Genomic DNA, 22000 nt, shown 5'->3' with positions numbered 1-22000 from the left:
GGATCCTCCCGATGCACCGCCTGCCTCGCCCGCACCACCGGCGCCACCATTCACACCGTCGCCCTGCGGCGCACCGTTCTGCGGCGGGCCGCCCTGCGTCCGGCCTTCGCTCGGCCGGGCTCCCTGCGTCGGGCCGCCCGCCTCCCCTGGACCGTTCACGCCGTTCGCCCCACGCGCCTCGCCCGCTCCGCGCTGCTCACGCTCCCCCGGTGTCACCGTCGCCGATCCCCTCGATGCCCGTACCGCTGCCCATGTGCCGTGGTCGGCAACAGCCTAAGGGGCGCACGGGGTCGGGTGGTGGCCTCAGGGTGCCGGGACGAAGGCATCGAGACGGGACTGTTGTGCGGCGGCCGCCGCAGCGCCCACCACCCCGGCATCCGTCCCCATTTGGGCGGGTACAACGGTCAGGTCCGCCACGAACGACAGCGTCGCGTAGTCGCGCAGGGCCGAGCGCAACGGCGCGAAGAGGATGTCTCCGGCGCCCGCGACTCCCCCGCCGATGACCGCGATATCGATTTCGACCAGGGTGGCGGTGGCGGCGATCCCGGCGGCCAGCGCCTGGGCGGCCCGTTCGAAGGAGCGTATGGCGACGGGATCGCCGGCGTGCGCCGAGGCGGCGACGGCGGCGGCGCTGGTGTCCCCGTCGGAGCCCGGCCGCCAGCCGTTCGCCAGCGCCCGGCGGGCGATGTTGGGGCCACTGGCGATCCGCTCGACGCAGCCGCGGGCGCCGCACGGGCACGGGTCGCCGTCGAGATCGACGCTGATGTGGCCGATGTGGCCGGCGTTCCCGGTGGGGCCCGGGTGCAGCCGGCCGTTGAGGACGAGTCCGCCGCCGACGCCGGTGGAGACCACCATGCACAGCGCGTTGGCATGACCGCGCGCGGCGCCCTGCCAGTGCTCGGCCGCGGTCATCGCGACGCCGTCGCCGACCAGCACCACCGGGCGGTCACCGACGAGCGCCCGCACCCCCGCCACGAGCGGGAAGTCGCGCCAGCCGGGGATGTTGACCGGGCTGACGGTGCCGGCCGAGGCGTCCACCGGGCCCGCACTGCCGATGCCGACCGCCGCCACCCGCGCCCAGTCGGGCCCCGCGGCCAGTTCGGCGACCACCTCGGCCACCGCGCGCATCACCGTCGCCCCGTCCTTGTCGGCGGGTGTGGGCCGCGCGGCCCGTACGGTCATCCTGCCGTTTCCGTCCACCAGAGCGCCGGCGATCTTGGTGCCGCCAATGTCCAGAGCTGCGCTGAGGTCCGTCTGCATCGGTGTGGAATCTCCTGGTGGGCCCGGGGACCGGGGGTGTCGTCCCGGCGTGAGAATGCCAGTCTTCCGTCAGTTGACAACGTTGTCTAGAGGCTATGCTCGACGCCACACCCGACGCCGACAGCAGATACCGCACCCGACGCCGACAGAAACAGGACCGCGCACCGTGACCGACACCGCCCGGGGCACCTCCCGCCGCTATGGCAGCCGGCCCACGATGAAGGATGTGGCGTCGCGCGCCGGGGTCGGCCTCAAGACGGTCTCGCGGGTGGTCAACGGCGAACCGGGCGTCACGCCCGACACCGAACGCCGCGTCCAGGAGGCCATCACCGCCCTGGGGTTCCGCCGCAACGACTCCGCCCGGATCCTGCGCAAGGGCCGCACGGCGAGCATCGGACTGGTGCTGGAGGATCTCGCCGACCCGTTCTACGGTCCGCTGAGCCGCGCCGTCGAGGAGGTCGCGCGCAGCCACGGCGCGCTGCTGATCAATGGTTCCAGCGCCGAGGACCCGGCCCGCGAACAGGAGTTGGTGCTTGCGCTGTGCGCCCGGCGGGTGGACGGGCTGGTCGTCATCCCGGCCGGTGACGACCACCGCTATCTGGAGCCGGAGATAGCGGCGGGTGTCGCGACCGTCTTCGTGGACCGCCCGGCCGGCCGGATCGACGCCGATGTCGTGCTCTCGGACAACTTCGGCGGCGCCCAGGAAGCGGTGGCCCATCTCATCGCGCACGGCCACCGCCGAATCGGCTTCATCGGCGACCAGCCGCGGATCCACACCGCGATGGAGCGGCTGCGCGGCTATCGCACCGCGATGACCGCCGCCGGCCTGCCCGTTGACGACTCCTGGGTGGCGCTGGGCTCCACCGAGCCGGAGCGCGTACGCTCCGCCGCCACCGCCATGCTGGATGCCCCCGAGCCGGTCACCGCGCTCTTCGCGGGCAACAACCGCGTCACCGTCACCGTCGTACGCGTCCTTGGCGAACGCCCGGACCCGGTCGCACTGGTGGGCTTCGACGACTTCGAGCTGGCCGATCTCGTCCGCCCCGCGATCACTGTCGTCGCCCAGGACGCGGCCCGCATGGGCCGCACGGCCGCCGGGCTCCTTTTCCGCCGCCTGGAGGGCATCAGCGAGCCGCCGCGCCGGGTGGAGATCCCGACCCGCCTGATCGCCCGTGGCTCGGGCGAGATCCGCCCGGCCGCGGACTGACCGGACGACCCGGCGGACGAACGAGCGGGCCGCCCGGCCGAGCGCCGACCGATCGGCCCGCGCCGAACCCCCCAGCGTCCGCGAACTTGTCAGCTTCCCCACGGCAGTTCACCCCGCCCTGGCCGCCTTGACCTCATCAGCTCCCCCTGCTGCCGGTCCTGAATCAACCCACCGCCATGCTCGCACGCGCCACTGACAACGCCGCCCCGTGCGCGGCGCAGCGCCGAGGGCGCGTCGTGCACGGGGCGGGCGGAAGCGGGCGAAGCCGACCCAACGCGTCGGCCGGCCGAACACATCGGCCGTCCGAACGCGTCGGCCGTCAAGCCATCAGGCGGTCAGGCCGTCAGCCCGTCTTCGTCGGGCGGCCGGCCAGTGCGTCCAGGTCCGCGCGGGTCAGGCCGGTGAGCCGGGCGACCTCGGCGACGTCCACGGCGCCGCAGTCGAGGCCGCGCAGCAGGTAGCCGCTGAGCGCCTTGGCGGTGGCGGGCTCGTCCATGACGTCGCCGCCGGCCTTGGCGACGTAGGCCGTGAGCCGGGCCGCGGCCTGCTCCAGGCCTTCACGGTAGAAGGCGTAGACCGCCGCGTAACGGGTGGGCAGATGGCCGGGGTGCATGTCCCACCCCTGGTAGTACGCACGGGCCAGCGACCGGCGGACGAGGCCGTGGTGCAGTCGCCAGGCGTCGTGGACCTGGGTCGTGGCGCCGACGGGGAGGACGTTGGTCGAGCCGTCGGAGAGGCGGACGCCGGTGCCGGCCGCGGCCACCTGCATCACGGCCTTGGCATGGTCGGCCACCGGGTGGTCGAGCGACTGGTGGGCGGCGCTGACGCCGCAGGAGGCGCTGTAGTCGAAGGTGCCGTAGTGCAGGGACGTGGCGCGGCCCTCGGCGGCCTCGATCATGCGGGCGACGGTGGCGCGTCCGTCGGCGCCCAGGATCGACTGGGTGGTCTCGATCTGGATCTCGAAGCCGATCCGGCCGCTCTCCAGGCCGCGGGCCTTCTCGAAGGCCTCCAGCAGCCGCACCATCGCGGTGACCTGCTCGGCGTAGGTCACCTTGGGGAGCGTCAGCACCAGGCCGTCGGGCAAGCCGCCGGCCTCCATCAGACCGGTGAGGAAGATGTCGAGTGTGCGGATGCCCCGGTCGCGGACGGCGGCCTCCATGCACTTCATGCGGATGCCCATGTAGGGGGCCGCGGTGCCGTCCTTGAACGCGGCGGCGACGAGTGCGGCGGCGCGGGCGGCGGCGGCGTCCTCCTCCGCGTCCGGGCGGGGGCCGTATCCGTCCTCGAAGTCGATGCGCAGGTCTTCGATCGGCTCGCGTTCCAGCTTGGCGCGGACGCGGTCGTACACGGGTGCGGCGAGTTCGTCGGGGATGCCGAGGACGGTGGCGAGTGCGCCGGCGTCGGGGGCGTGTTCGTCGAGGGCGGCGAGGGCCTGGTCACCCCAGGAGCGGATGGTGTCGGCGGCGAAGACATCGCCGGGGACGTAGACCGTGTGGACCGGCTGGCGGGTGCCGGGGTCGCCCGGGTAGCGCCGCGCCAGATCGGCGTCCACCTCGGCGAGTGCGGCTCCGATTCCCTCGCGTACGGTGTGCGCAAGGCTCGTCGCCACGGTCTCCTGCTGCCCCATTCGACACCCTCCTGGTGCTTACGCCCGCCTGTCGGGCGTTCTCCCTGTTCCCACTGTCTACTTTTCCGCTTAACGGAATCAACAATCCGTATAGTGAAGTTAACGGTGCCTGGTGGCGAGGTCAACACCCCTTCGCGCGAGGGGACGCAGGTCACGGACCCGTGGACGCGGTCTCATAACTCCGTGGCACACCGCGACCGGGACCGTCAGACTCGCCCTCATGACTTGGATCGCACCCCATATCGAGCGTCGAGAACTCCCGACGGTGGCCCCTGAACGGGAAATGCTTCAAGGCTGGCTCGACTGGCACCGGGACACCCTGCTCGCCAAATGCGCAGGGCTCACGCCCGACCAGCTCGTCGAGGCGAGCACCCCGCCGTCCAGCCTCACGCTGCTCGGCCTGGTGCGCCACCTGACCGACGTCGAACGCACCTGGTTCCGAGTGCGGTTCGCCGGTGAGCAGATCGGCGATCATTACTTCACCGAGGAGGACGTGGACGCCGATTTCCACGACATCGACCCCGCCGCCGCCGAGGCGAATGTCGCGGCCTTCCGCGCGGAGATCGAAGCGTGCGATGCGACAGTGGCCGACCGCGGGCTGGACGAGACCTTCCTCGCCCGGCAGGGCCGCACGCTGAGCCTGCGCTGGATCTACGTCCACATGATCGAGGAGTACGCCCGGCACAACGGCCATGCTGACCTGCTGCGCGAGCGGATAGACGGCGTGACGGAAGACTAGGAGCGCTAGCCTCTCCAAGATCACTTCCACACCCGGACACCAGGAGGCCCCGTGCCCGTCGTCGTCGCCACCATCAGGACCAAGCCCGGCCGCCGCGAGGACGTCCTCGCGGCGTTCCGCCGGCACACGCCCGCCGTGCATGCCGAGCCCGGCTGTCTGCTGTACGCCGTGCACGCCGGCGACGACCGGGTCACCGTCGTGGAGAACTGGGCCGACCAGGCCGCCCTCGACGCGCACTCGGCCGGCCCGGCGCTCGCCGCGCTCGGCGGGGAGATCGCCGAGGCGCTGGCCGCGCCGTTGGACGTCGCGGTGCTGGAGCCGGTGCCGGCCGGCGAGCCGGGCAAGGACAGACTGTCCCACACGTGAGCCGGAGCCCGTCGGAAGCGGCGGGCGCACGGCACGAGGCCCCGTACGCGCGGTGCGTACGGGGCCTCGTGCCGTTACGAGCCCAACGTCCTCAGCCCTTGCGGGTCTTGACCTCTTCGGTGAGCGACGGGACGACGTCGAACAGGTCGCCGACCACGCCGTAGTCGACCAGGTCGAAGATCGGCGCCTCGGCGTCCTTGTTGATGGCGACGATGGTCTTCGAGGTCTGCATACCGGCACGGTGCTGGATCGCGCCGGAGATGCCCGCCGCGATGTACAGCTGCGGCGAGACCGACTTACCGGTCTGGCCGACCTGGTTGGTGTGCGGGTACCAGCCGGCGTCCACCGCGGCACGCGAGGCGCCGACGGCCGCGCCGAGCGAGTCGGCGAGCGCCTCGATGACCGGGAAGTTCTCGGCGCCGTTGACGCCGCGGCCACCGGAGACCACGATCGCGGCCTCGGTCAGCTCCGGGCGGCCGGTCGACTCGCGCGGGGTGCGCGAGACGATCTTGGTGCCCTTGGAGGACTCGGCGATGGTCACCGCGAGCTGCTCGACCGCGCCGGCGGCCGGCGCGGCCTCCGGGGCGGCGGAGTTGGGCTTGACGGTGATGACCGGGGTGCCCTTGGAGACGCGGGACTTGGTGGTGAAGGACGCCGCGAAGACGGACTGCGTCGCCACCGGGCCCTCGTCGCCGGCCTCCAGGTCGACGGCGTCGGTGATGATGCCGGAGCCGATACGGACCGCGAGGCGGGCCGCGATCTCCTTGCCCTCCGCGGAGGACGGCAGCAGCACGGCGGCCGGGGAGACCGCGTCGTAGGCCGCCTGCAGCGCGTCGACCTTGGGGGCGACGAGGTACTCGGCGAACTCGGGCGCGTCGGCGGTCAGGATCTTGACCGCGCCGTGCTCGGCGAGCACCGACGCGGCGGTGTCGGCACCGGCACCGAGGTGCACGGCCACCGGCTCGCCGATGCGGCGGGCGAGGGTGAGCAGTTCGAGGGTGGGCTTGCGGACGGCGCCGTCCACGTGGTCGACGTAGACAAGGACTTCAGCCATGGGATGACTCTCCTGCGGAAAGAATGAGGGCGGTTGACGGGACGTGACGCCGGATCAGATGAACTTCTGACCCGCGAGGAACTCGGCGAGCTGCTTGCCGCCCTCGCCCTCGTCCTTGACGATCGTGCCCGCCGTACGGGCCGGGCGCTCGGTCGCGTCGTCGACCGCGGTCCAGGCGCCCTCCAGGCCGACCTCGTCCGCGTCGATGTCCAGGTCGTCCAGGTCCAGGGACTCCACCGGCTTCTTCTTCGCGGCCATGATGCCCTTGAAGGACGGGTAGCGCGCCTCACCGGACTGGTCCGTCACGGACACGACGGCCGGCAGCGCGGCCTCCAGCTGCTCGCTGGCGGTGTCACCGTCACGGCGGCCGGTCACCTTGCCATCGGCGACGGCGACCTCGGAGAGCTGGGTCACCTGGGGTACGTTCAGCCGCTCGGCGAGCAGCGCGGGCAGCACGCCCATGGTGCCGTCGGTGGAGGCCATACCGCAGACGACCAGGTCGTAGCCGGTCTTCTCAATGGCCTTGGCCAGCACGAGCGAGGTGCCCAGCGCGTCGGTGCCGTGCAGGTCGTCGTCCTCGACGTGGACGGCCTTGTCGGCACCCATCGACAGCGCCTTGCGGAGCGCGTCACCGGCGTCCTCGGGGCCGACGGTCAGGACCGTGATCTCCGCGTCGTCGGCCGCTTCCTTGATCTGCAGGGCCTGCTCGACGGCGTACTCGTCGAGCTCCGAGAGGAGGCCGTCCACGTCATCGCGGTCGACGGTCAGGTCCTCGGCGAAGTGCCGGTCGCCGGTGGCGTCGGGCACGTACTTCACACAGACAACGATCCTCAAGCTCACGCCGGCTCTCCTACCTGCTTCGTCTCTTCAGAACTGCCTTGTGCTGGCAGCATAGGCGCCTGTTGGGGCGGCTCCCGGTCGGTTGCGGATCCCCGCGCCGACGCTCATGTTACCCACCAGTACATCCAGTCTCGCGCCCCGAATCAAGGCTGTCGAAATGTGACCTTGCCAACGGCCCCGACCGGGGAACGACGAAGCTGTACGGGAACCTGTCAGTCCCGCAACGCGTTGAAGCGCCCCTGGTGATAGAGGAGCGGCCGGCCGGGACCCGCGGGGTCGCCGACGACGGGCTGGGCGAGCACGATCCGGTGGTCGCCGGCCGGAACCCGCGCCACGACCTTGCACACCAGCCAGGCCAGCACGCCGTCCAGGAGGGGCACGCCCTCGGGGCCCGTACGCCAGGAGGTGGCGGGGCCGAAGCGGTCCGCGCCGCTGCGCGCGAAGGTGGCGGCCAGCTCCTGCTGGTGCTCGCCGAGTATGTGGACGCCGACGTGCTCGGCCTCGGCGACGGCCGGCCAGCTGGAGGAGCCGGTGCCGATACCGAACGAGAGCAGCGGCGGGTCCGCGGCGACGGAGGTGAGAGAAGTGGCGGTGAAACCGACGGGGCGGGAGCCGTGCGCGGTGATCACCGAGACGCCCGCGGCGTGCTGCCGGAAGACGGAGCGCAGCAGATCAGGGGTGGCGGTGCGGGGCGTGCCGAGGTCGGGCGAGGCCGTCATGGAGTTGTCCTTCTGGTGTGGTGTACGAGACCGATCGGGGGCGCCGACAGCCGTACGACTGCCGGCAGCACTGATGTCTTCGCTGCTCACACGCTCGGACAACGCGCGCTGGCGGTCCGCAGAAGGTCCACATGCGCGCGTCCGTACAGAAGGGTTCCAGGCCGCATAACGTCAGACTGACGATGCGTGCCCCACAGCGTCAAGTGGCGCCCGCCATCTGGGAGATCAATCACGGACCGCGGCGCCCAATGCGGCGATGATGTCCGCCTTGCGTGGCTGGCCGGAGGCCCGGCGCACGATCGTGCCGGCCGCGTCGAGCACCAGCACCGTGGGCGTACGGAGGATGTTGAGGCTGCGTACGAGCTCCAGATGGTCCTCGGCGTCGATCTCGACATGCGCCACCCCGTCCACCATCTTCACGACCTCGGCGAGGGTGCGCCGGGTGGCGCGGCAGGGCTGGCAGAAGGCGCTGGAGAACTGCACGAGGGTGGCCCGCTCCCCCAGCTCCACGCCGATCTCGGCGGCGCCCAGCCGCTCTCCGTCGTCCCGCCCTCGCACTGTCAGCCTCCCGTTGCGGCGTTGCCGCAGCACGCCGAAGACGGTCGCCGCCGCCAGCACCGCGATACACACCATGAGTCCGGTCATCTCCGGATGCAGCGTTCATGAGACCGCAAGAATTCCCGGGGTTGGATCCGGCCCGGTCTGCGGAAGGGTGAAGGCATGAGCAATGACGGTATCGACGTACGGGGCCCGAGGTTCGGGGCGGCGCTGACCAGCGCCGTGCTGGCCGCCGTACTGATCAGTGGGAGCGGGTGGCTGCTGGCGTTCCAGGCGCTGGTCTTCGCCATCGGGGCGGGGGCCGGGGTCCAGCGGTCGCCCTACGCCTGGCTGTTCAAGGTGGCGGTGCGCCCGCGGCTGGCGCCGCCCACCGAATTCGAGGGCGCCGCGCCGCCGCGGTTCGCCCAGAGTGTCGGGTTGGTCTTCGCGGTGATCGGGCTGGTCGGCTATGCCGTGGGACCGGAATGGCTGGGTCTCGCGGCCACCGGCTGCGCGCTCGCGGCGGCCTTTCTCAATGCCTTCTTCGGATACTGCCTGGGGTGCGAGGTGTACCTTCTGCTGCGGAGAGCGAGCGGGTGAGGCGAGCACCGTGTGAGCCGCGCAGGACCCTTGAGCGAGCCCTGTGTGCGCCTTATGTGAGCCCTACGTGACGAGAATCTCCCGGTCGCGGTGGCCTGCGTGCTAGCCGCCGGGGCCGTGATCGGGCACGATCTCCCGGAGCCGCACACTTACGGCTGCGTAGGTTTCCGCCGGGAGAACCCTCCCCAGGCACAGAGAAGGGGTCCCCCGACATGCCAGAGCTCGTCTATCCGCCGGTGATCGGTGCCGCCCGCACCGTCTTCAAGGCGCTTGACCTCAAGTTCGACATAGCGGGGACGGACCACATCCCGCGCCGCGGCGGCGCGGTTCTGGTGAGCAATCACATCGGGTATCTGGATTTCGTCTTCGCCGGCCTGACCGCGCGGCCGGCCAAGCGGCTGGTGCGCTTCATGGCCAAGGAATCGGTTTTCCGGCACAAGGTGTCGGGGCCGCTGATGCGCGCCATGAAGCACATTCCCGTGGACCGTGCGCAGGGCATGCACGCCTATAAGCACGCGCTGACCGCGCTGCGTTCGGGTGAAATCATCGGGGTCTTCCCCGAGGCGACGATCTCCGAGTCCTTCACCCTCAAGAACTTCAAGTCGGGTGCGGCGCGGCTGGCACAGGAGGCCGGGGTGCCACTGCTGCCGGTGGCGCTGTGGGGCACCCAGCGGCTGTGGACCAAGGGCCACAAGCGCGATCTGGGCCGTAACCACTTCCCGATCACGATCCGGGTGGGCGAACCGTTGGAGGCCGATCCGGCCGAGCATGCCGAGAAGATCACCGACCGGCTGCGGGCCCGGGTGCAGGACCTCCTGGAGGCGGCGCAGCGCGCGTACCCCGTACGGCCCAAGGGTCCCGAGGACACCTGGTGGATGCCGGCCCACCTCGGCGGCACCGCTCCGGCGGCTCCCGGGGCACCTGCGTAAGGACCCTTATCGCTCGTCGTCGTCCCAGGAGCCGTCTCCCGACCGCTCCTGGGCGGCGATGATCTCGTCCCCGTGACTGGAGCGCCGGGCTGGTCGAGGGGGCGGCCACGGCGCTGCTGATCGGGCTGTGGGTGGGCGGTGCGGACCCGCGGGCGATGCTGCCGCCGAAGGCGTTCGCCTTCGGCGGCTGATCCGGCAGGCCTCAGGGCCGGGCCCAGACATCACCGATCTCGATGCGGGCCTCGGGGCAGGCCTTGTGCAGCGCCTCGGCGAGCTCGGCGGCCGCGGTCCCCAGTTCGCCGAGCGTCATCGGCTCCATGCGCTCCAGCAGGAACAGCGCGCTGGTGGACTCTTCGGTGAGCCGGGTGCGCACGCCCTGGCGCCAGTTCCAGCGGCGGCAGGTGACGCCCGCGTCGTCGCACCACACGACCTCGCCCGGCTCGGGGTGCTCGATGACCTCCGCGCCGCCCGCCGCGGTCGCGAACGGCTCCTCACCGGTGGCCCGTACGAGCCGCATGCCGCCCTGGATGCGGTCCAGGTCCTCGCCACCCACCGGGATGAGGTGAGCGACGCTGATGGCGTTGTAGAGGTCGACGAGACGGTTGATGCGCGGCAGCCCGCCGTCCGCGAGGGCGCGCTTGGCCAGTGCCTCGGCGGAGTTGCGGGTGCGCGACGGCTTGCAACCGAAGGCGGTGTACGCGGCGCGCCAGGCGGCGATGTGCGGGTCGTCCTGCGGGGCGCCTCCGCCGAGGCGCTCGGCCAGCCGTCGGGTGGCCTCGTCCAGCAGCGCCGAACTCGTCTCGTCGCTGGGCCCGTTGGTCAGGCCGTGCGCCTCGACGGCGAGGTAGCCGAAGCCGGGTGCGAGAGCGCGCACCTCGTCGGAGACATGCAGGGAGCGGGTCATGGGTGTGCTTCCTCAGAGTTCGGTGGGGAGCGTCTGCCAGAGATGGGGCTCGTCGACGGCCTCCTGGAGGCATTGGAGCACGGCGGGATGTGGTTCAGCAAATAGCACTGGCCAGTCCACTTCATTGAACTCCGGGCGGATGAGGAAGGCGAGCTGCTCGCGATCGATCCGGAATTGCGCATCAACGTCGACCTTGTTCCCCCGCGGATCCTGCCGCGCCCAGCGCTCCTCACCCGGCAGCCTCACGGCGATCAGCCCGTGCACGACATCAAACTTCTGGTAGCACAGCCCGGCGGGGATACCCTCCGCCCGCAACAGGGCAACCAGCGCATGGGCTTTGGCGTAGCAGATACCGGTGCCCTGCTCCAGCACATCCGAGGCACGCCAGGTGACCCTCGGATCACCGATGTCGTGCGAGTGCGGGATGGTGTCGCGGACGAACTCGAAGGCGGCCTTGGCGTATGTGTATGCATCGGAGGCATCGGCGCGCAGCGTCGCGGCGACGGTACGGACGAGCGGGTGTTCATGGTCGATGACGTCGCTCGCCGCCAAGTACGCGGACAATTCCGGGGTGTTCTGGATCAGCTCCATACTCGGGGAGCGTAGCCATGCGCCCGACCGAAGGTCAATGACTTTTCGGTCAGGCGCATAGCTATACAGTTTTCGGGGTCATGGAGACGCTAGCGCCCCATCTCCTCCCGCAGCGCCTCAAGGAACCCGTCCACGTCCTCCTCCGTCGTGTCGAACGAGCACATCCAGCGGACATCGCCGGCCTGCTCGTCCCAGAAGTAGAAGCGGTAGCGCTTCTGGAGGCGCTCGCTCACGTCGTGCGGGAGGCGGGCGAAGACCGCGTTGGACTGGACGGGATAGAGGATCTCGACGCCGTCGATCTTGCGTACGCCGGCCGCCAGGCGCTGCGCCATGGTGTTGGCGTGGCGGGCGTTGCGCAGCCACAGGTCCTTGGCCAGGAGGGCCTCCAACTGGACCGAGACGAAGCGCATCTTGGAGGCCAGCTGCATGGACAGCTTGCGCAGATGCTTCATCGCGCGGACCGCGTCGGGGTTGACGACGACCACGGCCTCACCGAAGACCGCGCCGTTCTTCGTGCCGCCGTAGGACAGGATGTCGACGCCGACGGCGTTGGTGAAGGCGCGCATCGGGACGTCGAGTGTGGCGGCGGCGTTGGCTATCCGTGCGCCGTCGAGATGCACCAGCATGCCGCGCTCATGGGCGTGTTCGCAGATGGCGCGGACCTCGTCGGGCGTGTAGACGGTGCCGAGCTCGGTGCTCTGGGCGATCGAGACCACCTGCGGCATGGCGCGGTGCTCGTCGTCCCAGCCGAACGCCTGGCGGTCGATCAGCTCGGGGGTGAGCTTGCCGTCCTCGGTCGGTACGGTGAGCAGCTTGAGCCCGCCGACCCGCTCGGGCGCGCCGCACTCGTCGACGTGGATATGCGCGGTGTCAGCGGCGATCACCGCGCCCCAGCGGTCGGTGACCGCCTGGAGCGCGACGACGTTGGCGCCGGTGCCGTTGAAAACCGGGAACGCCTCGGCGCTCTGCCCGAAGTGGCTGCGGATGACACGCTGGAGGTGTGCGGTGTAGTCGTCCTCGCCGTAGGCGACCTGGTGGCCGCCGTTGGCGAGGGCGATCGCGGCGAGGATCTCCGGGTGGGTACCCGCGTAGTTGTCGCTGGCGAAGCCGCGTACCTGGGTGTCGTGGTGCTGCCGGGCGTCGGTTTTCTCTCCGGTCACGGCTCGGGGGTCAGCCACAGACGCTTTCCATTCACTTCCTGGGCGGGCCTGCCCCAGACCCCGGCGATGGCCTCGGCCAGCTCCGTGACATCTGTGAAGCCCGCGAACTTGGCGTTCGGTCGCTCGGCGCGCATCTGGTCGTTGACGAGCGCCTTCACGATCAGGATGGCAGCCGCGGCGGCCGGGCCCTGCTCGCCCCCCTCCTTGCGGAACGCGTCCGCCAGCGCCAGCGTCCAGGCCTCGGCGGCGGCCTTGGAGGCGGCGTAGGCGGCGTTGCCCGCGGTGGGCTTGCTCGCGCCGGCCGCGCTGATCAGCACATAGCGGCCGTTGCCGCTGCGCTGGAGGGGTTCCTGGAAGGCGAGGGAGGTGTGCTGGGTGGTGCGGATCAGCAGCTTGTGCAGCAGGTCCCAGTCCGACAGGTCGGTCTCCGCGAAGGTCGCCGAACCGCGCCAGCCGCCCACGAGGTGCACCAGGCCGTCGATCCGGCCGAATTCCTTCTCGGTGCGGGCCGCCCACTCACGGGTCTGCTCCAGGTCGAGGAGATCCACGGTGTCCCCTATGACCGTGGCGCCGCCATGCGCATAACGCGCCGCGTCCACCGCCTCCGCAAGCCGCTCCGCGTTGGCGTCCGAGCCGACCACGACGGCCCCCGCCTCGGCCAGTCGCAGCAGCGTGGCGCGGCCGGCCGGGCCCGCCGCTCCTGCCACCGCGATGACCGCGCCCTCCAGCGGCCCCTGGCCGCCCGTCGAAGTAACCATCTTCGTCGCCTCCTCGTTCTGCTCCTGGACGGCCATCTGCCGGGTGCTCCGGTCGGTCTTCACACCGCCGCCAATGCGTCGCTGCCGGCCGTGATGCCCTTGGTGGAGGCGATCACCCTGCGCAGCTTCTTGGCGAGCGCCTCGTAGAACATGCTCAGGGGGAACTCGTCCGGAAGCACGTCGTCCACGAGTTTGCGCGGCGGCTGGTCCAGGTCGAGGGCATCCGGACCCTTGGCCCAGACCGAGCCCGGGTGCGGTGCGAGGTAGGTCGAGACGAGGTCGTACGCGGCGAACCAGTGGACCAGCTTGGGCCGGTCGATGCCGTCGCGGTAGAGCTTTTCGATCTCGCCGCACAGCTGGTTGGTGACCTTCGGCGCCCGCTCCCAGTCGATGTGCAGTGTGTTGTCCGTCCAGCGTACGACGTCGTGCTTGTGCAGGTACGCGAAGAGCAGCTGTCCGCCGAGGCCGTCATAATTGCGCACCCGGTCGCCGGTGACGGGGAACCGGAACATCCGGTCGAAGATCACCGCGAACTGGACGTCACGGGCCTGGGAGTAGCCCTCGGCCTCCAGCTTGACCGCCTCCTTGAAGGCGGTGAGGTCACAGCGCAGCTCCTCCAGTCCGTACATCCAGAACGGCTGGCGCTGCTTGATCATGAACGGGTCGAACGGCAGGTCGCCATGGCTGTGGGTGCGGTCGTGCACCATGTCCCACAGGACGAACGCCTGCTGGCAGCGGTCCTGGTCGGCGAGCATCTCGCTGATGTCCTGCGGGAGTTCGACGCCGAGCGTCTCGATGGCGGCCTCGCTGACCCGGCGGAAGCGGGCGGCCTCGCGGTCGCAGAAGATGCCGCCCCAGGTGAACCGCTCGGGGGCCTCGCGTACCGCGATGGTCTCCGGGAACAGCACCGCGGAGTTGGTGTCGTAGCCGGCCGTGAAGTCCTCGAAGGCGATGCCGCAGAAGAGCGGGTTGTCGTAGCGCGTGCGCTCCAGTTCGGCGAGCCAGTCCGGCCAGACCATGCGCAGCACGACGGCCTCGAAGTTGCGGTCCGGGTTGCCGTTCTGGGTGTACATCGGGAACACGACGAGGTGCTGGAGGCCGTCGGCGCGCTGCTGGGCGGGCTGGAAGGCGAGCAGCGAGTCGAGGAAGTCCGGTACGCCGAAGCCGTCGTCGGCCCAGCGGCGCAGGTCGGCGGCGAGCGCCTGGTGGTAGGCGGCGTCGTGCGGCAGCATCGGGGCGAGCTCCGCGACGGCCGCTATCACGCGCTCGACCTCGCCGCGGACGGCGTCGGCGCGCGGCGCGCCCTCCGCCGACAGGTCGATCGAGCCGTCCTTGGACTGCCAGGGTCGGATGGTCTCGACGGCGTCCTTGAGCACGGGCCACGCCGGGTGCTCAACCACAGGCTCTGCGGTCGTGGTGCTCCCCCGGACACCCACAGGCGAAAGAATTTCCGTCATGACTGCCCTCCGGCGGTAGATCGTGTTGTCAGGACACGGTAACCAGACAAGGATCGCCAGCTCAAGGGGGGCCTGTGAAAATTATTCTGCGTACACCCCATGGTCACGCACGTTTTTCCCGTGAGTGGATGCCGTTGCGACATTTTCTGCCAGTGCTGCCAAGGCTTCCCGCGCTTCTTCCACGACTTGAGGCATGGGGAGCAAGCAATGAAACATCCCGGGGCAGTGACCCTCGGTCACCGGCATCCCGGCACTCCGCCTTGCCGTGGCATATGCCACACCTGCGTGCGCCGTCAGCGCGCGCAGGACGCGCCCACGCAAGGGTGATCCGGCCTGATCCGGGAATGTGGCGGGTACCCGTACTGGACACAGTGCGGTCCTGCTGCGGCGACCGGTTCACCACGGTCCGGGGCCGTTAGGCTGTGCGCCGTTTCGTGCAGCCAGTTGTCGACAGTCGAAAGATCACCGAGCCGACAGAAACGAGGCAGCCTTGTCCTTTCTCACCATCGGACACCGCGGGGTCATGGGCGTGGAGCCGGAGAACACCCTGCGCTCCTTCGTGCGCGCCGAACATGAGGGCCTCGACGTCATCGAACTGGATCTGCATCTGAGCAAGGACGGCGCGCTCGTGGTGATGCACGACGCGGACGTGGACCGGACGACCGACGGCACCGGCCCGATCGCCGAGCGCACCCTCGCCGAGCTGCGTGAGCTGGACGCCGGGCGGGGCGAGCGGATCCCGGTCTTCGAGGAGGTCGTCGAGGCGGTGCGGGCGCCGCTCCAGGCGGAGATCAAGGACGTGGCGGCCGCGCAGGCGCTGGCGGAGGTGATGCGGGCGCACGATCTGACCGGCCGGGTCGATGTGATCTCCTTCCACGACGAGGCGCTGGCCGCGATCCGCACCCTGCTGCCCGGTGTGCGCACCGCCCTGGTCGGCAGCCGCTACGGCGCCGACGTCGTCGACCGCGCACAGGCCGTGGGCGCGACCATGCTCTCGCTGAACATCCGCAGGCTCACCCTTGAACTGGTCGAGCGCGCGCACGCCGCGCATCTGAAGGTGCTGGGCTGGACGGTCAACACCCACGATCACCTCCGGCTGGTGCGCGGCCTCGGCCTGGACGGCGTGGTGACCGACCTGCCCGAGATCCGGCGGGCGGTGCGCTTCACGGCGTGACCCGGGCGGGGCCGGGCGGTACGTCCTGGCCGAGCGGCTTGACCAGCAGCTCGAACTCCAGGTCGGCGCGCTGTGGGACGCCGAACCGCTCGTCGCCGTACGGGAACGGGCTGAGCTCGCCGGTGCGCCGGTAGCCGCGGCGCTCGTACCAGGCGATCAGTTCCTCGCGCTGCCGGATGACGGTCATCCACATCTCGCGGGCGCCCCAGGCGGCCAGCGCGGTCCGCTCCGCCTCGGCGATGATCACCTTGCCGAGGCCGCCGCCCTGCAGCGTCGGGCGGACCGCGAACATCCCGAAGTAGGCGTGGTCACCGCGGTGTTCGAGCTGACAGCAGGCGATCAGCTCGCCTTCGCGCTCGGCGATCAGCAGCCGGCCGGACGCGTTGCGCACCACGGCGGCCACGCCGTCCGGGTCGGTGCGCTGCCCCTCCAGCAGGTCCGCCTCCGTCGTCCAGCCGGCCCGGCTGCTGTCCCCGCGGTACGCCGACTCGATGAGCTCGACGAGCCCGGGTATATCGGCGTCGATGGCGGTGCGGAAGGTCAGCTCGCTGGTGGGCATGGTGCGCGGGGTCCTCTCGGGGCGGATGGAGAACGGGAGACCCATGGCCGTAATGACGGAAATGGGGCTGGAGTGGAGGCTAACAAGAGGGGTGTCCTCCATGTCAGGGCCTTTCGTCCGTCGGACTCCGCCGTGGGGTGACACGGCGCGTGATGCCGCCCGGCACCACGGCGCGCGCGGTAGTGCGGCGTAGGGTCCGTCGCATGGTGCAGGTACTGAGCAGCAGGGTCCTGGTGCGGCCGGCCGATCCGGAGCGGTCGCGCGACTTCTACGGTCAGGCGCTGGGGCTGGAGATCTACCGGGAATTCGGTACGGGGCCCGAGCGCGGCACGGTCTACTTCCTGGGCGGCGGTTTCCTGGAGGTCTCCGGGCGCTCCACGGAGCCCTCGGGCCGCACGCTCCAGCTGTGGCTCCAGGTGGCGGACGCGGCGGCGGTACACCGGGAACTGGTGGCCCGGGGCGTGGAGGTACTGCGGCCGCCGGTGCGGGAGCCATGGGGGCTGATCGAGATGTGGATCGCCGACCCGGACGGCCACAAAGTTGTAATCGTCGAAATCCCCGCGGACCATCCACTCCGATACCGACCCTGACGAAACGCAGCCTAACGGGACCTCGGACCCCAAACCATAGGCTCTTCGAAGTTGCCGCCCTTGCCGGGGAGAGCGCGCGCCCCACAGCCAATCGTGGGCGAACAGGGTTACTTTCCACGCAGAGATGCTGAATCGCCAGCGCGCTCCCTCAGCAAGGACCGCGAAGCCGACGCGCGTGGGACGGCATCTGTACTCCGCGCAGTTCCTCGACATCCTACGAGCCGAGGCGACGTCTGGCAGCTCGCTGTGACCTGACGGGCGACCAGGACCGGGTGCTAGCGGTGGTCGCCCGTCGGTCAGGATTCCTCGCTATCAGTAGCCCCCGCCCCGCCGGTTGGGGTCGAACTGCCGAACCTTCGAGGCGAGATTGGAACCGTCCGCGGCGACGCCGTACCTCTTGCGGACGTACCCGATTGCGGCGGCGATCGATGCCACGGGATCGTAAATGTTCACCGACGTACCGGGGGCGTGGCGTGAGGCGAATGTCTGCGGAATGCACTGCATGACACCGCGGGAGCACTGGAACGGAGTCAGAGCGCCGTTCATCTTCCGGGGTGTTCCATCGCTCCGGACACCGTCTCCGAAGTCGTGGACCTCACTGAAGCCATGCGGCGTGATGGCGTTGGTGTCCCACAGATTGCAGGCGTTGGGGTTGCCGGAAGACTCGCGCCCGGCGGCGGTCTTGATGCCCGTTATCCAGTTGTTGTTCGCGGAGACTCCAGCTGCCGCACACGCCTCCGTGATCCATTCCTCGAGGTTGCCGCCGCTCACGTGCCGATTGAATGTCACATCCTTCGGGTCAATTGCCCCTGCGCTGACTCCTGTGCCGTCCGGCAGCCCGCCCACAGGCGAACCGGCCTCGACCTGGAACAGTCCCGAACGTTGTCCGAGTTCTCGCACCGACTTCCCGCCCGGGGTCCCGGTGGCGTCGTCGCCGGTGAAATCCAGCACCGTACGACGAAACTCGTCATAGAGAGACTGCGTGGCCTGCTCGAAGATTCCGGGTGCGTCGGCCACCACCGTGTGCATGACCTTCTTCAGCCCGTCCTGCACCAGAGCCACATCGACCTTCGTACTGGCGGCCCCGGTCGGCTGCGCCTCTTCTTCCTGGGCGCTGTGCGACGCGGCCCATATCACCTGGTTCACGTTGACCGAGGGCAGCGTGAGAGCCGGCGACGAGCCCGCGCGTACGTTGAACAGGTGTGACCGCTGCCCCAGCTCGGCCAGCGAACGCGTCCCGGGGGCGCCCATGGCGTCCGCCCCGGAGTAGCCCAGCTTCTCCTTGCGGAATTTGTCGTAGAGCTTCTGTGTCTCCGCATCGAACACGCCATGCGGGTCGCCCGGGGCGACGCCCATGACCTTCTCCAGCGCGTCCTGGACCAGCGCCACATCGTCCGCGGGGTTGCTGTTGCCGGGCTCCACGGCCCGCTGTTCGTCCGCGGAGTGGGTGGCCGCCCAGATGAGCTGGTTCGAGGACACCCACGGCAGGGCGGTTTCGACGGGCGTCGTAGGGGGCGAACCGGCCGCACTGGACGAGGCGGTGGCGTGGTACGTGAAGCCGGGCTTGTCCTTCAGGCCGGGATCGGCCGTGACGACGCCTTCCGCGAAGGCCGGCAGCCCGTAGCCGTAGAGGAAACCGTCCCTACGAGGACGCGTTTTCATGTACACGCCGTTGCCTTCGGGCGAACCGTTGGCGTTGGTGTTTCCTTCGATCGTGTACGCGTTGTCAGCATCGTACTTGTAGACGAGCCCGACGTGCGCGCCTCCCCCGGGGCCGAAGAAAGCCAGCGCCCCGATCGCGGGATAGTACGAGAACCTGCCCCGGTTCTTGTACCAGTTGACAGCGGTCACGCACGAGGCCGTGACCGGAGCGAGGCTTTTCGCATCGGCCTCTTGGAAGGCCCAGGACTGGAACGTCTCGCACCACGCCTGGTTCTGTGACCACTCCAGCCCGGGGACTGCGGGGGAATACTTCTGACGGTTGTTCCATTGACCGTTCGAGTAACCTTCGCGATACCCTACCTCGGTCTTTTCGATGTCGATGAGTACATCCGCTTGATTCATCGTCTTCCCTTCCGATCTTCCCTTTCCTGTAGTGCTTCAGAGAGCACGTTTCGGGAGCGAGTTTCCCGAAATAACAACAACCGAGAAGATGACCAAGAAAACAAATTGAAATTAGCGGGCGTTCAGCGGGTCTGAAGGATTTTCCGGCCGTAAACCCGCCCCCTGGCCGCGAGGTTCGCCGATGCTCAGATTGCCCGGCTCATATTGCCCCGACGATACCGCCCGTGGTGCGGTGCCGCATCTTGAACCTGCCCGGAATCCAGGGGTCTTGGGGCCTGAGGCAACCGATGCCGGACGTCGGGACTTACCTGGAACCGGTGATGTCCGGCGTGGAGACCTGGAACGTGCGCCGATAGGCGCCCGGCGAGACGCCGATCGCGGCGTGCAGATGGTGGCGCAGTGTGGCGCCCGTGCCGAAGCCGACTCGTTCGGCGATGCGGTTGATCGGCAGATCGCTGCTCTCCAGCAGCTGGCGGGCCAGGTCGACACGTTGCTGGGTGAGCCACTTGCCCGGGCTCAACCCCACCTTGGTCCGAAGCGGCGGGTGAACGTGCGGCGGCTCATGCCCCCGTGGCCCGCCAAGTCGCCCAGCTGGAGGGGCTCGTGCAGTCGAGCGCCCAGGCGCGGGTCGCGGACGTTCCGGCGTCCACGCTCTGCGGCAGCGTTCGTTCCACGTACTGCACCTGACCGCCCTCCCGCTTGCGGGGGGACGACGCAGCGCCGCGCCACGTGATGGGCGACTGCGCTGCCGTGGTCCAGCCGGATCAGGTGCAGTAGGTCGATACCCGATGCCGCCCCGGCCGAGGTCAGCACACGTGCGACGTCCACGAAAAGCACCTCGGCGGCGAGCCGGACCTTGGGGATACAGCCGCTGGAAATGGGCGGCGTGGTACCAGTGCGTGGCCGCGGCCTTGCCGTCCAACAGCCCCGCCGCCGCCAGTACGTACGTGGCGAGGCAGATTCCCACGATCCCTGACCCGAATCGTCCTCCCCGTGGATATGGGTGTGGCTGACAGCGCTAATCACAGCTTGCGCTGCTCCCGAGGCCGACTGACGGATAGGTGGCCCATCCGGCCCCGGGCGGTTGGCACCCCCTCGTTGGTCTCGACCCGATCCTGGGCCGCGGTTACCAGGCGGACCGCCGCCACTCCGTTCCCGGTTCAGGACCAACTCTGCAGCGCCGCCTTGTCCTTGAAGTTCCCGACGTTCGTGTCGATCGGGTGGTCCGTGAACTGGTGGAACACCCACGGGTGCCTGACGTCCGGCTTCCCCGGCCTGCCGTTGTACTGGGCGATCCACAGGCCGTCTCCTGCGAAGGACGTGGTGTCACGGTGCAGCCAGAAATCCTGGTTGCAGTAGAGAAGCGTCTTGTGGCCGGGCCTCTGCTTCTGCGCGCGCTTGATCCAGCTGTCCTTCCAAGCGTTCGAGATGTGTCCGTCCTCCCAGTCGAGGACGAGCATGTCCCCCTCCACGAGATTGATCTTGTCGAGGAAGAAGTCGACCTGCTGTTCAAACGGTCCGGGTCGAGCGAAATGATAGAAACCAGTCAGCAGTCCGGCGTTGCGTGCGGTCTTTCGCTGCGCGACCCACTTGGAGTTCACGAAGGTGTGTCCCTCGGTGATTTTGATGAAGACGAAGTCGAACCCGTCCGTTTTGTATTTCTCGGGCTGGTGTCCCGAAACGTCGATTCCTTTGATGGTCATGGTCAGCTCCTTGGTGAGGTGTCAGCCTGTTGGTGGGCCGGCGAGGCGCTGGGCGACCCTCTCGCGCATGCCGGCCATCGTGAATCCCTTGGGGTCGATCTTCTCGGTGCTCCACTCAAGGTGACCGATCACGCTCTGTGCATGCCATCCGTGCACGCGGCAGACCGCGGCCGCGGCCTTCTCGATGGCCTTGAGCTGCACCTCCGGCCAGGGGTCCGCCCCGTCACCGAGGTTCTCGCACTCGAATCCGTAGAACCTGGCGTTGCCGTCGGTGTTCATCTCGTTGCGCGGAGGCAAAGGCCGCTCCTCGATGACGGCCTGCAGCACGTCGTCGTCCCCCTTGCCGGCGTGGTTCGTGCGACCGTTGCCCACCATGTAGACCACGCCGTCCTTGCCGATGACGCCATGGCACCGCGGGCCGGGCAGGTCTGAGTCACCGTCATAGCAGAGCTTGATGGTTCCCTCGATGCCGGAAGTGACTGTGTGGTGGATCATCACCCCGTTCACCGTCTTGAACGGACCTTTGTGGTTGCGGTTGTGGTGGCGCCAGTTACGTATCTCTTTAACGGTCAGATTCTCGTCGCGGAGCGCTTTGAGCATCCGATCCGCCGTCATTGGTGCAGCCATGGTGTCCTCCTCACCGGCGGACAGTGCCAAAACGGAAGCCAGGCCATGCGCGGTGCTACGGGTGCTGCTCGTGAGGGGACCAGGCCACATGCCCGCCCTGAAGCCTGTTGTTGCGATTGCTTCGGTGGCCCCATTTCATCCGTAACGGGACAGCCGAAGAACGGGACCGCAACCTGCTCCGCTGCCGGCGCCACATCCACCGGTGCGCCGATGTAGGGGACCCTTCCCGTCGACCGCTTTCCTGGAATCCTCCTATTTTCCGGGATTCTCCAAGGCCGACCAGGGTTCATACCCATGCTCCCGCTGCGTCTCGACCGTCGCATCTGGATCACCAACCAGCCGGAGCACGACGCAGGCGCCGCAGGAATGGGCCAACGCACGCCTCGAATCCCGAGGCCCTGAGGCGGTGCACGCCGCCTCAGGGCCAGCAGGGGCGGACGCTGACGCGGGGAGGGCGCATCACGGACTCGCACTAGCCTCGGGCTTCACCAGCAGGCGGTCCAAGACTTGATCACAGCTGGTTTGAAGGCCGGCG

The 22000-nt window shown here is 69.3% G+C and carries 21 protein-coding genes and 2 pseudogenes; 7 read left to right on the top strand and 16 right to left on the bottom strand.

What is annotated here, in order from left to right; genetic code table 11:
* Positions 1-303: 303 nt before the first annotated feature.
* The gene (locus tag AB0I10_RS23260) at positions 304-1260 is read right to left on the bottom strand and encodes an ROK family protein (protein WP_363154481.1); all 957 of its coding nucleotides are present in this window, start codon (positions 1258-1260) and stop codon (positions 304-306) included.
* Positions 1261-1426: 166 nt separating this feature from the next.
* Here AB0I10_RS23260 and AB0I10_RS23255 point away from each other — a divergent pair, with 166 nt between their 5' ends.
* Positions 1427-2467 (top strand): LacI family DNA-binding transcriptional regulator, encoded by a 1041-nt coding sequence (locus AB0I10_RS23255; RefSeq protein ID WP_363154480.1) that lies wholly within the window; start codon positions 1427-1429, stop codon positions 2465-2467.
* A 343-nt stretch (positions 2468-2810) separates the two neighbouring features.
* On the opposite strand, the gene AB0I10_RS23250 is transcribed toward AB0I10_RS23255, so the two are convergent.
* Positions 2811-4094, bottom strand: coding sequence for an aldolase/citrate lyase family protein (locus AB0I10_RS23250; RefSeq protein ID WP_363154479.1), 1284 nt, complete (start codon positions 4092-4094; stop codon positions 2811-2813).
* Positions 4095-4314: 220 nt separating this feature from the next.
* Here AB0I10_RS23250 and AB0I10_RS23245 point away from each other — a divergent pair, with 220 nt between their 5' ends.
* Both AB0I10_RS23245 and AB0I10_RS23240 read left to right on the top strand, forming a co-directional pair.
* Entirely contained in the window at positions 4315-4833 is a 519-nt protein-coding gene (locus AB0I10_RS23245) for a DinB family protein (protein ID WP_363154478.1), read from the top strand.
* A 51-nt stretch (positions 4834-4884) separates the two neighbouring features.
* The gene (locus AB0I10_RS23240) at positions 4885-5199 is read left to right on the top strand and encodes a putative quinol monooxygenase (RefSeq protein WP_363154476.1); all 315 of its coding nucleotides are present in this window, start codon (positions 4885-4887) and stop codon (positions 5197-5199) included.
* A gap of 91 nt (positions 5200-5290) precedes the next feature.
* On the opposite strand, the gene AB0I10_RS23235 is transcribed toward AB0I10_RS23240, so the two are convergent.
* From AB0I10_RS23235 to AB0I10_RS23220, 4 genes are all read right to left on the bottom strand, one after another.
* Positions 5291-6253 (bottom strand): electron transfer flavoprotein subunit alpha/FixB family protein, encoded by a 963-nt coding sequence (locus AB0I10_RS23235; protein ID WP_363154475.1) that lies wholly within the window; start codon positions 6251-6253, stop codon positions 5291-5293.
* Between the two features lie 54 nt (positions 6254-6307).
* A complete protein-coding gene (locus AB0I10_RS23230; RefSeq protein ID WP_363154474.1) occupies positions 6308-7093 on the bottom strand; it encodes an electron transfer flavoprotein subunit beta/FixA family protein in 786 nt (261 codons plus the stop codon).
* Positions 7094-7305: 212 nt separating this feature from the next.
* Positions 7306-7812, bottom strand: a complete 507-nt coding sequence (locus AB0I10_RS23225) for a flavin reductase family protein (RefSeq protein ID WP_363154473.1) — start codon at positions 7810-7812, stop codon at positions 7306-7308.
* A 225-nt stretch (positions 7813-8037) separates the two neighbouring features.
* Complete coding sequence (locus AB0I10_RS23220; protein ID WP_363154472.1) at positions 8038-8457, bottom strand: thioredoxin family protein; 420 nt, start codon at positions 8455-8457, stop codon at positions 8038-8040.
* A gap of 75 nt (positions 8458-8532) precedes the next feature.
* Between AB0I10_RS23220 and AB0I10_RS23215 the strand changes: the two genes are divergently transcribed.
* On the top strand, positions 8533-8949 hold the full coding sequence (locus tag AB0I10_RS23215; protein ID WP_363154471.1) for a DUF4395 domain-containing protein: 417 nt from the start codon (positions 8533-8535) through the stop codon (positions 8947-8949).
* 212 nt (positions 8950-9161) lie between these two features.
* Complete coding sequence (locus tag AB0I10_RS23210) at positions 9162-9878, top strand: lysophospholipid acyltransferase family protein (RefSeq protein WP_363154470.1); 717 nt, start codon at positions 9162-9164, stop codon at positions 9876-9878.
* A gap of 202 nt (positions 9879-10080) precedes the next feature.
* On the opposite strand, the gene AB0I10_RS23205 is transcribed toward AB0I10_RS23210, so the two are convergent.
* The 5 genes from AB0I10_RS23205 to AB0I10_RS23185 all read right to left on the bottom strand — a co-directional run bounded on the left by AB0I10_RS23205 (position 10081) and on the right by AB0I10_RS23185 (position 14748).
* Complete coding sequence (locus AB0I10_RS23205; RefSeq protein WP_363154469.1) at positions 10081-10782, bottom strand: phenylalanine--tRNA ligase beta subunit-related protein; 702 nt, start codon at positions 10780-10782, stop codon at positions 10081-10083.
* A 12-nt stretch (positions 10783-10794) separates the two neighbouring features.
* The gene (locus AB0I10_RS23200; RefSeq protein WP_363154468.1) at positions 10795-11373 is read right to left on the bottom strand and encodes a transglutaminase family protein; all 579 of its coding nucleotides are present in this window, start codon (positions 11371-11373) and stop codon (positions 10795-10797) included.
* Positions 11374-11462: 89 nt separating this feature from the next.
* Positions 11463-12551, bottom strand: a complete 1089-nt coding sequence (locus tag AB0I10_RS23195; RefSeq protein WP_363154467.1) for a low specificity L-threonine aldolase — start codon at positions 12549-12551, stop codon at positions 11463-11465.
* Positions 12530-13327: an SDR family NAD(P)-dependent oxidoreductase gene (locus AB0I10_RS23190; RefSeq protein ID WP_363154485.1), complete on the bottom strand. Its 798-nt coding sequence runs from the start codon at positions 13325-13327 to the stop codon at positions 12530-12532. Before AB0I10_RS23190 ends, AB0I10_RS23195 begins: the two co-directional genes overlap by 22 nt.
* Before the next feature lie 23 nt (positions 13328-13350).
* Positions 13351-14748, bottom strand: coding sequence for a DUF6421 family protein (locus AB0I10_RS23185; protein ID WP_363154466.1), 1398 nt, complete (start codon positions 14746-14748; stop codon positions 13351-13353).
* 490 nt (positions 14749-15238) lie between these two features.
* Here AB0I10_RS23185 and AB0I10_RS23180 point away from each other — a divergent pair, with 490 nt between their 5' ends.
* Positions 15239-15922 carry a glycerophosphodiester phosphodiesterase family protein gene (locus tag AB0I10_RS23180; protein ID WP_363154465.1) on the top strand — a complete coding sequence of 228 codons (684 nt, stop codon included), beginning with the start codon at positions 15239-15241 and terminating at the stop codon, positions 15920-15922.
* On the opposite strand, the gene AB0I10_RS23175 is transcribed toward AB0I10_RS23180, so the two are convergent.
* Positions 15912-16481: a GNAT family N-acetyltransferase gene (locus AB0I10_RS23175; protein ID WP_363154464.1), complete on the bottom strand. Its 570-nt coding sequence runs from the start codon at positions 16479-16481 to the stop codon at positions 15912-15914. The two genes, AB0I10_RS23180 and AB0I10_RS23175, sit on opposite strands and share 11 nt — an antisense overlap.
* Before the next feature lie 203 nt (positions 16482-16684).
* On the opposite strand from AB0I10_RS23175, the gene AB0I10_RS23170 reads away from it, so the two are divergent.
* Positions 16685-17071, top strand: a complete 387-nt coding sequence (locus AB0I10_RS23170; protein ID WP_363154463.1) for a VOC family protein — start codon at positions 16685-16687, stop codon at positions 17069-17071.
* A 312-nt stretch (positions 17072-17383) separates the two neighbouring features.
* Here AB0I10_RS23170 and AB0I10_RS23165 read toward each other — a convergent pair whose 3' ends face one another.
* From AB0I10_RS23165 to AB0I10_RS23150, 4 genes and pseudogenes are all read right to left on the bottom strand, one after another.
* On the bottom strand, positions 17384-19135 hold the full coding sequence (locus tag AB0I10_RS23165; RefSeq protein ID WP_363154462.1) for a transglycosylase SLT domain-containing protein: 1752 nt from the start codon (positions 19133-19135) through the stop codon (positions 17384-17386).
* 304 nt (positions 19136-19439) lie between these two features.
* A pseudogene (locus AB0I10_RS23160) lies at positions 19440-20114 on the bottom strand (helix-turn-helix domain-containing protein); the annotation flags it as partial.
* A 181-nt stretch (positions 20115-20295) separates the two neighbouring features.
* Positions 20296-20838, bottom strand: coding sequence for a glycoside hydrolase family 25 protein (locus AB0I10_RS23155; RefSeq protein ID WP_363154461.1), 543 nt, complete (start codon positions 20836-20838; stop codon positions 20296-20298).
* 24 nt (positions 20839-20862) lie between these two features.
* Positions 20863-21465, bottom strand: a pseudogene (locus AB0I10_RS23150) (peptidoglycan recognition family protein); the annotation flags it as partial.
* Between the last annotated feature and the right edge of the window lie 535 nt (positions 21466-22000).

The organism is Streptomyces sp. NPDC050636 (assembly GCF_040654775.1).
GTDB lineage: Bacteria > Actinomycetota > Actinomycetes > Streptomycetales > Streptomycetaceae > Streptomyces.
Note: the sequence above shows the minus strand (reverse complement) of the source record. Positions and strands in the feature narration are given on the sequence as shown.